This window comes from Exiguobacterium sp. RM11, from assembly GCF_059821525.1.
Window position 1 is genome coordinate 2,081,649 of the sequence record NZ_CM187558.1, and the last position, 13,120, is coordinate 2,094,768.

Consider the following 13,120-nt stretch of genomic DNA (forward strand, 5'->3'; position numbering starts at 1 on the left):
TTGAAAGACGTGATAATATCATATTCGAGTTCAAGCAGTTCTGTAACGTTGGTTACACCTGTAGCGATCGAATGGCTTCCCCGAGCCTCATCGCGTTTTGAACTTGTCACACCCGAGAAAAAGTGATGAGCGAGTTTCCCCACTCGTATCCCGTAGTTGAGACAGCTTGCGTATGATGTTCCCCCTTAGTCCATCAAGCATCCTGTTTCAACGAAGATGTCCCAACTGATTCATTCCCCATGAATCCCGGCACATCTTTAGGGCTTCATCACAAATCGATTCATTCATTTCCCCGATGAATGGATCACATAACGCTTACGCCACTTTTGGTCCCCCGCCAAAAGTGGTTTTTTTTTGCGCAAAAAACTGTAGACGCCTAAAAGCGCCTACAGTAAACCTGACATCTTATAGTTTTGCTAGCAACTTTCCTTTTTGGAGCGTCGATACGTATGCACGCTTTGTGAAGACGTCATATCCGTTCGCTCGAGCCGCATCTAGAATCCCTTCGTACAGGAGCGCTGCCGCTTGCACTGGCTTTCGACTGGCCAGTGGATAGAGGTGATGGGCTCCACGTGCGCGTTCATACAAGAATTCCGCACGTTTCGCCAACGCCTCCCATAATTCGATAAAAGCAGGTGTCACTTCTCGTTGCTGTAACATCTCTTCAGTTACAGCGAACTGTCGCATCATTGTCCGTGGTAAATAAATGCGGTCTCGGTTCAAATCTTCCCCGACATCTCGCAAAATATTTGTCAGTTGCATCGCAATTCCAAGGTCAATGGCACCTTGCCGAAGCTGGCGTTTCGTCGCAGCGTCTTGATTCGGGACAAGAATCGGGAGTAGCATCAGACCGACCGTGCTCGCCGCATAGTAGCTATATTGCTCGGTCTCTTCGAGCGTCTCATACCGCGACTTATGTAAATCCCACTTCATCCCCTCTGCTAGCTCGAAGAAGGGATCGACGTCCATCTCATAGCGCTGCCAGACATCTCGAAGGGCAACCCATAGTGCATCGTCTTGATCATACCCGGCCAAAAAACGATCGAACGCATGCAAAAACGACGCCAGACTTTCTTCTGGACGGTCCGATTCATCAACTGCATCATCAAGGGTCCGACAAAACGTATACACAGCCATGACCGCTTGACGATCTGGTTTTGAGAGCAAAGAGAAGGCCCGATAAAAAGTCAGCGAGCCTTTCTTCATGATTTCCTCACATTGACGATACGCTTCTTGTGTCGTCACGATGTATTGCCCCCATTTCTTCTTCCATTTTTTTCACGAGTAACTGTGATCCAATCATGACAATTGGCACGCCACCACATGGATGGACAGATGCACCAACCGCATACAATCGTTCGATTTTTGGGAACGGTCTTGCCTGTGGCTTGAAGGCGGCTGATTGAGACAACTTCGGTGCAATCCCAAAGCTTCCTCCTTCAAATAGACCGAAACGCTCAGCATCCATCGGTGTCCGGACCTTCATCTCGGTCACGCGCTCACGAAAACCTGGTACGAGTGCCTCGATTCGTCCGAATAGATGGTCAATCGTTCCTTGCGTCTCAAAGTCTTCCCGTTCCAATTTACGAGGTACGGGAACGAGGACATATAACACGCTCGTCCCATCCGGCGCGAGTGTCGCATCAATCCGTGATGGATTGAACGTGTACATCGCCGGATACTCACTTAGTTTACCATCCTCAAAGATTGTGCGCATCGATCCTTCAAAATCGTTTGGCAAATCAAATTGATGGACTGGTAAATCGAGTGCTCCATCAACGGTAAAGTACAGAAGTAACGTACCGCTGGACGGTTCGTATGTCTTTGGTGTGACGCCATCAATGAGTCGCTCCATGAGTGGGAAGTCCCCATTCACGACAACCGCGTCATAAGACACATATTCGTCATTGACCGTGACACCGTCCGCCACTCCGTTTGTGACGTGAACGCGATTGACGGTCGCATTCATCACGAAACGGACACCTCGACGCTTCAGCTCTTGTTCCATTTTCGCCGCAAGCGAGAAATATCCTCCTTTTACGTACCAGACGCCCTCTTCCTGTTCACGATACGGGATCAGTCCATATAAAGAAGGCGTCGCATAAGGATTACCACCGATATAGAGTGTCTGTAAACTGTAGGCGACTCGTAGGCGTTCGTCCTCAAAGAAACGTTTCATGTTCGCATGGGCGGTTTCATATGCTTTCAGACGCATCAGGAGGAGCAATAGTTTAGGTTCGAATAGTTCCGTCTTTGATGCGTAGCTTCGGTCCAAAAACGTATCGAATCCAATCCGATACTCTTCTTTCTTCTGCGACATATAATGACGAAACGCGTCCCCTTCACCGAACGTCCGCTCGATTTCTTCTGCCTGTCGTTCGATATCGCGATATTTGTAGAATGATGTCCCGTCTTGATAACGCAAGCGATAGAGCGGGTCGACTTCGAGTAACTCGACTTCACTTTCCGGTAACCCTGCTTCCATCAACTGTTGCTTCAGTTTACTCGGTAACAAAACAATCGTCGGCCCTTCATCGACTTTCGCCCCATTCTCAAACTCAACATAGTTCAACCGTCCACCGACGCGTGCTTCTTTCTCATAAATCGTGATGTTTAGCGACGGATTCCGTTTCGTCAATAAGAGGGCGGCATAAAGTGTACCGACCCCGGCTCCGACAAAGCTGATGTTCATCGGCCGACACCTGCCCGTTCACGTAACAGGTTCGTCGTGATTCGCGCCGATTCAAAAATCGTCGGAAGTCCACTCCCCGGATGCGTTCCACCGCCGACGAGCCAGACGTTGTCGAGCTCTTCAAATTGGTTGTGCGGACGGAAATACATCATTTGCGAAAGATTATGGCCAAGGTTAAACGTCGCTCCTTCATATACACCGAACGTCTCCCAATCCATTGGCGTCAACGTCTCCATCACCTCGATATGTTGTCGGATGCCTTGGTACGGTGACCGTGTCTCAAGGGCGTCGAGCACACGTTCTGTCATCGTCGTCTGTAGCTCGTCCCATGGGAGACCGGATAAGTTATTCGGTACCGGTACGAGCACGTAAAGCGATGACTTTCCTGCAGGCGCGAGCGTCGGGTCGATGCGTGAGGCGTTTTGAACGTAGAATGAGAAATCCTCACTCAGTTTCAATTCTTGCGTCATCTCTTTGACGTTCAACTCATAATCGTCTGCAAAGTGAATCGAATGGTGTGCCACGTCTTCGTATATGTGATCAAGTCCGAGATAGAGCATGAATGTCGAGCACGAATAGCGCTTCTTCTTCAGTTGATTCGGACTCCACTTCGATAGTTTACCGTCAGGAACGAGCGACGTCATCGCATGTGCAAAATCAGCACCGATTACGACTTCATCGAACGCATAATGGACGCTTCCGGCCACGAGACCTGTCACTTTCTTGTCCTCCATGAGGAGGCGCTCCACCGGTTCTCCTAGACGAATGGAGCCACCTTCTTCTTCCACGACTTTCGCCATCGCATGGCAAAGTTGATTCACTCCCCCAATCGGGTGATGAACCCCATATGCGTGTTCCATATACGATAAAATGGAGAAACCGCCCGGGCATTCCCAAGCGGACATGCCTAAATATTTTGCTTGAAAGGTAAACGCATACTTTAGTTCTTCGCTCGTGAAGTACTCGGATAAGACATCATAAAGCGACTTCCCAATCGACAGAAACGGCAGTGCTTTGAGTACGCGCAACGAGACGTAATCGGTCAATTTATCATGTGCGGTCTGTAGGACAGGCATCAACTTGGACAACTTGATTGCCTGTTCGCTCATGAATCGTTCATACCCTTCCCCATTTCCCGGGAATTGTTCTTCGATGGCTTGATGCATCTGATCACGATCTGTCGTCATCGAGAGTTGACGCGTACCGCGGTCGAAATACAAATCATACATCGGTTCGAGCCGCTTCATCTCGACGTAATCATGTAAATCGCGTCCGGTTTCTTCAAAGATTTCTTCTAAAATATATGGCATGTTTAAAAATGTAGGTCCTCGGTCAAACGTGAATTCGCCGACTTGCAGGCGTGACGTCCTCCCTCCGACAAACGGTTGTTTCTCAAACACGGTGACGTCTACCCCACGATGCGCCAGTAGCATCGCAGCAGCCAATCCACCAGGTCCTGCCCCTATTACGGCAACTCTTTGTTTCGACACACTCAACAACTCCCTATGTGAATAGTCTCTTATGCTTCTCTATCATTATAGAAATGACCGGAGACAAGTTCAATTTTCAATCGGTTGATTGAGCAGGTTCTTTCTTCCTCGCTCGGCGATGACGATGTACCAAGATCCTTCTGGGATGAATGGGATAAATCGAATTTGTTCAAATCCGACTTCTTGCATTTGTAGGCGTAATCGTGGAATGGTCGGGAGCGGATACAAGTTGTCATGAAGAGTCATGAATGCGTTGAATGCGGAAGCGAATCGTCCGCCCAGTGCCGTCTCTGCAAGCGGCGTCACGAGAACTGCGACCCCGTTCTGTTCTAAACGATTCCGAAGTCTCTGAAGCAGCTTGATCCGCTCTTCTGGTGAAAAGTAATAGAGCATATTGTTCATCATGACCGCATCGAACTGCTCGTCCGTTTCCCAGTTCATAAAGTCAGCGACTTCAAAATGAATATCACCCCGTTCATCACGAGACCGCGCCTCTTCGATGACCTCTTCCTCTAAATCGATGCCTGTCAGTTCCCAACTCGGTTCGAGCGCTTGTAATTTACGTAAATAGCCACCGTGGCCACATCCGATATCAAGCATCGATTGGACATTTGCCTGGCGTAATAACTGCTGTACAATCGGGAAAGCGACCGTCTCTACGAGGGTCGACGTTTTTGCGACGACTTGACCGTGCTCGGCCCCATCAAATGTCTTTTGTTTTCCGGACTCTAAAAATTCCGGGTAAGCGATCAACGCAGGGATGTGGAGTTCCATCATCTCTTGAAGCATGAATCCAATGCTCCGTTCGTCGTTACCAGATAATTGATATTTTAAGCCACGTGTCGGGTAATAGCGCCAGCCTCTCTTCTTCAAATGACGCACTGCGACCCCGACTTCTAACCAACGCTCTAGTGCAAGTTGCGTCACCGGGCGTTTGAGTCGCAAGTTCATTTCCGCCACGCTTGCGCCACCTTGAAGCGCATCGAAAAAGCCAAACTTATATCCGATATATCCGTGCCATAGTGGTAAAAATGATTCTGTTTGTTTCATCCATTTCCGTGCATGTAATACGCGTGTCCATTCAGTCATTTGTTGATCCATCGTTTCACCTCATCGTCATGATTACTGATTTTTTTATTTTCCCCTAATAATTTGTGTACAAACAAAAAATTCCCACTTCGGTGTGCGAAGTGGGAAAATCTTATTGAATGAAGCTGTTGAAGAATGATTGGCCATATGGTAATGCGTAACCGATAAAGATTGTCACAAGTGCCAATACAATAAATCCGCCGAACAAGGCGTTTGATGGTTTTTTCTTTTTCACTTTGACGAGCGTCATCTCACCGAAGATTAGTGTCAATAAACCGACTGTGATTTTCACGTGATAGAACGTGCCGCCTCCGTTTAATTGAAGGTAGAGATAAAGTCCTGTTCCGAATGCGATGAGTAACATGAGTCGAAACGCCATATGTGCGATCTTTCCACTCTTGTTGCCGTTCTTATAACCGATATAGGCCACGGCAAACAAAATAAGTAATAAAATCCAGCTCGTAACGTGCGTGTGCAAGAATGCAATCAGTGGCATTCTAATGCCCCCCTTTATGTTGTTGTACAGTCTTCATTGTACACGAACCTTCTCCTGATTGGTCAAGCGAACGCTTACTAAAAAAAATGAGCCATCCTTCAAGGATGACTCATTTCATTATACTGGTGTCGTCTCTGCCTCTTGGACAGCATATTCATAGCTAGGAATTTCAACGATGAAGGTCGACCCTTCGTGTTGAATCGATTCCACATGAATTTGACCGTTATGGCCACGGACGATTTCTTGACAGATCGGTAACCCAAGACCCGTTCCGCCGATTTCGCGGCTATCGGAGTTATCGACGCGATAGAACTTATCGAATAATCGATCGAGCGCGTCGCTCGGAATTCCAATCCCTTCGTCCTTCACTTTGATCGATACGATATGCTCATGATGGGCAAGCTCCACCGTAATCTTTCCACCACGTGGAGAATACTTCACGGCATTCGACAATAGATTACTCATCAGCTGCTTGAACTTCTGGCAGTCAACGAACAACTCATAAGGACGAGCATCATCCGCAATCAATTCGAATTCGTGCTTCAAGGAAGACGCTTCATAAAACGTCAACATATCACGGACGACCGGTTCGATATCAAGTTGTTCCCGGTCGTACATTTGACTACCGGATTCCATCCGCTGCACATCGAGGAAGTCGTTGACGAGGTGCGTCAGACGTTCTGTCTCTGCATGGATTGTCTCTAAATATTTTGCTTGTTTCTCATTTGGTAACTGTTTCTTCACCATCAATTCTGTAAAACCGTAGATGGACGAGAGTGGTGTCCGCAATTCATGAGAAATCGTTGAGATAAACTCGCTCTTCAGTCGCTCAGCTTCTGTTTCACTCGTGATATCTCGGAAAACGAGAAGCGTCCCTTTCGAAAGACCGCCAACGATAATCCGTTCCGCATACATCTGCAGGTTCATCTCACCTTTACGGATCGAGAAGCTGACGCTGTCATGCGGGAAGTCTTCGGTGAACAAGCGATTCGTATACTTCGTAAAGTCCTCCGCTTGGTCTACGGTTTCGACAAGACGATTGCGCCACTCTTCCCATGATTCTTCTTCAAGGTCCTGCGTGCTGACATCACTCAGTTCTGGGAACATCTCGTAGAGTGGTCGGTTCACGAATACATCATCCGTCGCATGTTCGATATAGACGACCGCCTCTCGAATCGAATCGAGAATGCGTTCCGTCTTCCCTTTCTCCCGTTTCATCTCTTCGAATAAACGCATCCGTAAGAGCGAGAGTGAAAGCTGACGAGCGAACGACATGATGTCACCCATCTGCGTCTGTGTGAAACGGTCTTTATAACGGACCAAATAGATGAACGCGATGATTGAGTCATCCGTCGGGTCATGGACCGGCACCGCCGTCTCGAACATATAGTACGGATACGGGAGTGGGTGGTCACTTGCGACTTGTTTCGACGAATGCACCGTCGTCTTCAATGTCATTGCTCGTGTCAATACAGAATTCTCACTATCGAGCAACTGGCGTGACAATGTGTCATTCAAACCATGGCTCGTCACGCGGTACGTACCTGATTCATCTACGAAGACGAGTGCGCCGACTTCCGAGTCCGTAATCGTAACGAGTTTCTCGATAATCTCTGGATAAGCCGTAAGCGAATCACGTGACGCTAACGTCTCCGTCAATTCGTTCCGGTAAGCGAGATGTTGTTCGTTTTGTTGTGTCTGTTCGAGAATCTCTTCAAGCTCTTGTTGCTGTGCCTGTAGCTCTTCTTGTTGGGCAATCAATTCTTCTTGTTGTGCTTGAAGTTCATGATTCTTTTCAATCAAATGACGTTCGTTGTCACGAAGTGTCTCAGCCATCTTATGGAACGAGCGAGACATCGTCCCGATTTCGTCTTCACGTTTCATTTGATCACTCAAGTCGACGATTTCACCTTTCAACAAACGGTTCGATGCAATCGAAAGTTTTGAAATCAAACGTGTTTGACGACGAAGGAACGGTTGGACGAATAACAAAATTAATGCGGCGAATGAGGCGATGCTCATGATCCACAAGAATTGAAGCATGTTATTGTTTTGGCGCCATTCCGCGTAAACGGTCTCTTTTTCAGACGCCATCAACTGACGATAGTTTTCGAGAGACGATTCGACTTCATCAATCGGTCCTAAAATATCGATGCCACGCTCCGGGTTAAATTGAACGAGACCTTGGTCAATTAAACGTTGAGCTGTCGGTAACTCAGCAATCGTTTCCGCATCGATAAACGTTTCCGTAACTTCACCATCAAGCTGTGCCTGCGCATACTCATACGTCACCGGAATGATGACGTCATAGTAGAAGTCATGGAACTGTTGCAAATCTTCTGCGAACAATTCACCTTGGCGAGTTTGTACCTGTGTTTTAAACCAGTTAATTTCTTGTTGGAACTTTGCTTCGTTCGCACTTGAACGTTCTAGCGACGCCGTATCACCAAACAAAAGATACCCGCGCGTGTCATATTGATCGGCTTGCCATTCATCCCAAAGCGTCGTCAACCGATCGACGCGTTCGTCTACTTGACGTAAACGAGCCTCATTCGCCTCGAGTCGATTCTCGATATACACATATGTCAGAACCGATCCAACCAACGCAATGGCGAGGAATGAATAGAGGACGACCATGATGTCTCGCCCAAGTTTTTGTTTAAACCACCTTTTCACTTCACGATGCCTCCTATGATTTTAACGAGTTCAAGTGGGCTGAACGGTTTTGAAATGAAGTAGTCGACCCCAATCTCATTCGCGCAATCACGGTCAGATTGTTGGCTTTTCGCTGTCAACATCATCACTTTCGTATCTTGTCGCCCTGGTAACTTCCGTACTTTTTCAATGACCTCAAGCCCTGTCATCCCAGGCATCATATGGTCCACAATCACCAAATCATATTCGTTCTCTTCAATCAATCGATAGGCCTCTACGCCATCTTGTGCCTCATCGATATCGTATCCTTCGTCTTCTAATGTATCCATCACAAGCATGCGTAGTACTTCTTCGTCTTCCGCAAGTAAGATTTTAACCATAATCGTTCCTCCATTTTTTATCCCATTTTTTTATTTTAACGGATTTGTAATTGTTACACAAAATAAAAAGACGTACGAAACTCATCTTCGTACGTCTTTTGCCTAATCAATAGCGCGCAAAACCTGTATTCTTCTTATACAACTTCTTTTTCAGCGAACTGACTATTATATAAATCTTCATAAAATCCACCTGCTTCGAGCAGTGATTCGTGTGTGCCTTGTTCGATGACGCGACCTTGGTCCATCACTAAGATGAGATCCGCATCCTTGATGGTCGATAAACGGTGTGCAATGACAAAACTCGTTCGCCCATTCATCAACCGCTTCATCGCCTGTTGAATCAAAATCTCGGTGCGCGTATCCACACTCGATGTCGCCTCGTCCAAAATCATAATCGGCGGATTTGCGAGAACCGCTCGCGCAATCGTCAGTAATTGCTTTTGACCTTGTGAGATATTATTCGCTTCTTCATTCAAGACGGTGTCATATCCGTCTGGCAACGTCCGGATGAACGAGTCCGCATGCGCCGTCTTCGCCGCGTTGACAATTTCATCTTCTGTCGCACCGGTTTTCCCGTAAGCGATGTTGTCACGGATTGTCCCATTAAACAACCACGTATCCTGTAAGACCATCCCGAACGTATGACGTAAATCTTGTCTCGACATTTTACGCGAGTCTTTCCCATCAATCAAAATCTCTCCATCGTTCAATTCATAGAAACGCATGAGAAGGTTGATTAATGTTGTTTTCCCGGCACCGGTCGGACCGACGATGGCTACCGTTTGTCCCGTCTTCACGTCGAGATTCATATCTTGAATGAGTAGATTCTCTCCATATCCAAAATCGACGTGACGGAATGCGACATTCCCTTCAGCTCGCTCCAATCGATAAGTCGTTACTTCTTTCACTTCTTCCTCTTCGTCTAACAACTCGAATACCCGTTCCGCTGCAGCGACCGTCGACTGGACGATGTTTGCGATGTTCGCTGTTTGCGTAATCGGCTGGGTGAACTGTCGCGTGTACGTGATAAACGCTTGAATGTCCCCGATGGAGATGCTTCGTTGCGTGACTAAAATCCCACCGACGACACTGATCAACACGTAACTAATGTTCCCGATGAACATCGTCATCGGCATGATGATCCCTGATATAAATTGCGCCTTGCGTCCGGCATCGTAAAGTTCTTCATTCACCTCATCAAACTCCCGGACGGCTGTCTCTTCACGACCGAACGCTTTGACGACCGCATGCCCGGTATACATTTCTTCCACGTGACCGTTTAAACGTCCGAGATGACGCTGTTGATCGGAAAAATATTGTTGTGATCGCTTTAGAATCGGGCGAATCGCAAAGATTGTGAGAGGTAAAGACACGAGAGAGATGACCGTCAACAGTGGACTGATGGACAGCATCATAATCAAGATTCCGACAATCGTGACGATTGAGGTAATGAATGACGTCACACTTTGTTGAAGCGTGCTCCCAATCAAATCGATGTCGTTCGTCACTCGGCTCAACGTCTCTCCATTCGAACGACCATCGTAATATTTGAGCGGCAATCGTTCCAATTTTTTATTGACGTCTTCCCGCAAATCATAGACCGTCTTTTGCGCAACGCCTGACATTAAATACTGTTGCACGTAGTTGAATAGACTGCTGATGACGTACAGTCCTGCGAGTAACGACAAGATTTGCCCGATTCTCGTGAAATCGATTTCTGCGCCTGGTACACCGGTGAATTTCGCATAGGCGCCTTCAAAGAGTTCCGTAATGGCAATCCCCATGATTTTTGGACCGGCAATCATAAAGACCGTACTTAGAATCGCTGCGACGAAGACCGCAATCAATGTGTTTCGCCGTGGTTTCAGATAGGCAAGCAGACGACGGAACGTGACTTTGAACTCCTTCGGTTTCTCACCCATCATCATCATGTTTCCACCGCCAGGACCCCCTGGACCACCGTGCCCGCCATGAGTTTGTCGCGTCGTTGTTTGTTTCTCACTCATGCGATTTCCTCCTCAGACAATTGCGACTTCACGATTTCTTGATAAACCGCATTCGTCGCAAACAATTCATCATGTGTACCGATTCCGGCCACGCTTCCTTCTTCTAACACGATGATGCGATCGGCATCCATGATCGTACTCACCCGTTGCGCGACGATCAATACGGTCGCATCTTTTATCTCTTCTTTCAACGCCTTACGTAACGCAGCATCCGTCTTGAAGTCGAGTGCCGAAAAGCTGTCGTCGAATACATATAGATCTGGTTTTCGAACGAGTGCCCGTGCGATGGAGAGACGTTGCTTTTGTCCACCAGATACGTTCGAGCCACCTTGCTCAATCACAGATTCATATCGATCTGACATCTTCTCGATAAAGTCGCTCGCCTGTGCGATTGACGCGGCATGTTCGACTTCTTCGGTCGTCGCATCGGCTTTCCCGTATCGAATGTTCTCAGCAATTGTACCGGTGAACAGTAACGCCTTTTGCGGAACGAATCCGATTTTCGAACGGAGCTCCTCTTGCGGTACGGCTTGAACATCGACCCCGTTCACGCGAATTTCGCCAGACGTTACATCATAAAATCGTGGAATCAGATTGACGAGTGTCGACTTACCAGACCCTGTTCCACCGATCACCGCCGTGACTTCTCCTGGGTTTGCTGAGAAACTGACATGTGATAATGCCGGCTCTTCGGCACCTGGGTAAAAGAACGTGACATCATCAAACACGAGTGTCCCGTGTTCCACATCGGCCGTTTTCGTGCCGTCATCGACGAGTGAAGGAGTCATCTCGAGCACTTCATTGATGCGATTCGCAGATACAGATGCTCGCGGAATCATGATGAACATGACAGAAGCCATGACGAGCGCGAACATGATTTGCATGACATATTGAATGAACGCCATCAAATCCCCGATTTGCATCGCCCCGTTATCGATTCGGATGCCTCCGAACCAGATGACGCCGACGACGGTCAAGTTCATGACGAGCATCATGGCCGGCATGAGGAACGCCATGATTTGGTTGACTTTAATCGAGACGTCCGTCAATCGTTCATTCGCCTCTGTCAAACGAACTTGCTCTTCTTTTTCACGATTAAAGGCCCGAATGACACGAATACCCGTCAAATTTTCTCGTAGGACGAGATTCAATCGGTCCAATCGTTTTTGTACTTTCTTAAAGAGCGGCATCGCCTTCCAGAAAATGAGGAAAATTGAGATGACGAGAACAGGCATGGCGGCAACGATGACAAGTGACAACGTTGCATCTTTTGACGTCGCCATGATCAAACCACCGACGAACATGATCGGTGCACTGACGACCATCCGAAGCATCATGATGATGACTTGCTGGACTTGCGTGATGTCGTTCGTCGTCCGCGTGATGAGCGAGGCTGTGCCGACACGATCGAACTCTTCCAGCGAGAAACGCTCGACATGGTTAAACACACGTCTTCGTAAGTCACGTCCGAATCCCATCGCCGCTTTCGATGAATAAAAACTTGCCACGACCGCTGCAAGCGCCCCGAGTCCGGTCACACCGAGCATGATGCCACCCATTTGCCAAATATAGCCCGTGTCTCCTGTCACGACCCCGTTATCGATGATATCCGCCATTAATGTCGGTAAGAATAAATCTGCTAACGACTGGGCGAATACAAATAACAAGACCATAAGGACGGCCCATTTATAAGTAATCAAACGTTTTAACAACTTAATCATGACGACATCCTCCTTCACAATCGATGAATCCTTCGTTCAACCCATCTGCAATGTGTTGATGCGCTTCAATCATATGGCGATACGTCTCTTCATCTAAACGAGCGAGGATTTGATTCAACTGTTGTTCGGTTCCTTCCTCCTGCTGTTCAATCTCCTCAATCAATCGCTTGCCGGATTGATCGATTGTCAATACCACTTCGCGTCGATTGTCCGGGTTAATGTCTCGACGAATGAGCCCTCTTTCCACAAGTCCATCCAATGATTGACTCAACGTACTCTTCGGCATCCTTGTGCGCCGAACCAACTCTTTTTGAGTGATCGCCCCTTGTTCATTCAACATCATCAGTCCGTGAAGCTGTGGCAAGGTAAGGTCATTTTTTTGGGCCGTCTGATGCATGAGACGAATCAACACACGTTGGACGCGCCAAAACGATTGCATCATTTCCCGCGCTCTTGTTGCGCTCATTTCAGTCATGTTTCTTCACTCCTTTTATCGTTCCGTTTCGGATTGTTCTATATGGAACAATTACTTATATAAAATAAATTACTCCTCCTCAACTCACTTGTCAATGATTTAGAATGTGAAGATGC

Annotated in this window: 10 protein-coding genes; all 10 read right to left on the reverse strand. The window is 47.6% G+C overall.

Annotation, left to right across the window (positions count from 1 at the left end; all coding sequences use genetic code 11):
• Nucleotides 1-405: 405 nt before the first annotated feature.
• Nucleotides 406-1,248 (reverse strand): phytoene/squalene synthase family protein, encoded by an 843-nt coding sequence (locus AC5LIL_RS10870; protein WP_499825363.1) that lies wholly within the window; start codon nt 1,246-1,248, stop codon nt 406-408.
• The gene (locus AC5LIL_RS10875) at nt 1,214-2,692 is read right to left on the reverse strand and encodes a phytoene desaturase family protein (protein WP_499824134.1); all 1,479 of its coding nucleotides are present in this window, start codon (nt 2,690-2,692) and stop codon (nt 1,214-1,216) included. The genes AC5LIL_RS10870 and AC5LIL_RS10875 overlap by 35 nt, the downstream gene beginning before the upstream one ends.
• Complete coding sequence (locus tag AC5LIL_RS10880; RefSeq protein WP_499824135.1) at nt 2,689-4,182, reverse strand: phytoene desaturase family protein; 1,494 nt, start codon at nt 4,180-4,182, stop codon at nt 2,689-2,691. The genes AC5LIL_RS10875 and AC5LIL_RS10880 overlap by 4 nt, the downstream gene beginning before the upstream one ends.
• Before the next feature lie 69 nt (nt 4,183-4,251).
• Complete coding sequence (locus tag AC5LIL_RS10885) at nt 4,252-5,283, reverse strand: class I SAM-dependent methyltransferase (RefSeq protein ID WP_499824136.1); 1,032 nt, start codon at nt 5,281-5,283, stop codon at nt 4,252-4,254.
• A gap of 100 nt (nt 5,284-5,383) precedes the next feature.
• Nucleotides 5,384-5,767 (reverse strand): YisL family protein, encoded by a 384-nt coding sequence (locus AC5LIL_RS10890; protein WP_214696141.1) that lies wholly within the window; start codon nt 5,765-5,767, stop codon nt 5,384-5,386.
• Between the two features lie 117 nt (nt 5,768-5,884).
• Nucleotides 5,885-8,443 (reverse strand): sensor histidine kinase, encoded by a 2,559-nt coding sequence (locus AC5LIL_RS10895; protein WP_499824137.1) that lies wholly within the window; start codon nt 8,441-8,443, stop codon nt 5,885-5,887.
• Nucleotides 8,440-8,802 (reverse strand): response regulator, encoded by a 363-nt coding sequence (locus AC5LIL_RS10900; RefSeq protein ID WP_074032651.1) that lies wholly within the window; start codon nt 8,800-8,802, stop codon nt 8,440-8,442. The genes AC5LIL_RS10895 and AC5LIL_RS10900 overlap by 4 nt, the downstream gene beginning before the upstream one ends.
• 134 nt (nt 8,803-8,936) lie before the next feature.
• Nucleotides 8,937-10,808 (reverse strand): ABC transporter ATP-binding protein, encoded by a 1,872-nt coding sequence (locus tag AC5LIL_RS10905; RefSeq protein ID WP_339962503.1) that lies wholly within the window; start codon nt 10,806-10,808, stop codon nt 8,937-8,939.
• Nucleotides 10,805-12,529: an ABC transporter ATP-binding protein gene (locus tag AC5LIL_RS10910; protein ID WP_339962504.1), complete on the reverse strand. Its 1,725-nt coding sequence runs from the start codon at nt 12,527-12,529 to the stop codon at nt 10,805-10,807. The genes AC5LIL_RS10905 and AC5LIL_RS10910 overlap by 4 nt, the downstream gene beginning before the upstream one ends.
• Nucleotides 12,522-13,004 (reverse strand): MarR family winged helix-turn-helix transcriptional regulator, encoded by a 483-nt coding sequence (locus tag AC5LIL_RS10915; RefSeq protein WP_499824138.1) that lies wholly within the window; start codon nt 13,002-13,004, stop codon nt 12,522-12,524. Before AC5LIL_RS10915 ends, AC5LIL_RS10910 begins: the two co-directional genes overlap by 8 nt.
• Nucleotides 13,005-13,120 lie beyond the last annotated feature (116 nt).

Bases quoted from the DNA above. Each gene is read 5' to 3' on its own strand.
- AC5LIL_RS10910 (WP_339962504.1), bottom strand. From the start codon at position 12,529: ATGATTAAGTTGTTAAAACGTTTGATTACTTATAAATGGGCCGTCCTT.
- AC5LIL_RS10875 (WP_499824134.1), bottom strand. From the start codon at position 2,692: ATGAACATCAGCTTTGTCGGAGCCGGGGTCGGTACACTTTATGCCGCC.
- AC5LIL_RS10900 (WP_074032651.1), bottom strand. From the start codon at position 8,802: ATGGTTAAAATCTTACTTGCGGAAGACGAAGAAGTACTACGCATGCTT.
- AC5LIL_RS10885 (WP_499824136.1), bottom strand. From the start codon at position 5,283: ATGGATCAACAAATGACTGAATGGACACGCGTATTACATGCACGGAAA.
- AC5LIL_RS10890 (WP_214696141.1), bottom strand. From the start codon at position 5,767: ATGCCACTGATTGCATTCTTGCACACGCACGTTACGAGCTGGATTTTA.
- AC5LIL_RS10915 (WP_499824138.1), bottom strand. From the start codon at position 13,004: ATGACTGAAATGAGCGCAACAAGAGCGCGGGAAATGATGCAATCGTTT.
- AC5LIL_RS10905 (WP_339962503.1), bottom strand. From the start codon at position 10,808: ATGAGTGAGAAACAAACAACGACGCGACAAACTCATGGCGGGCACGGT.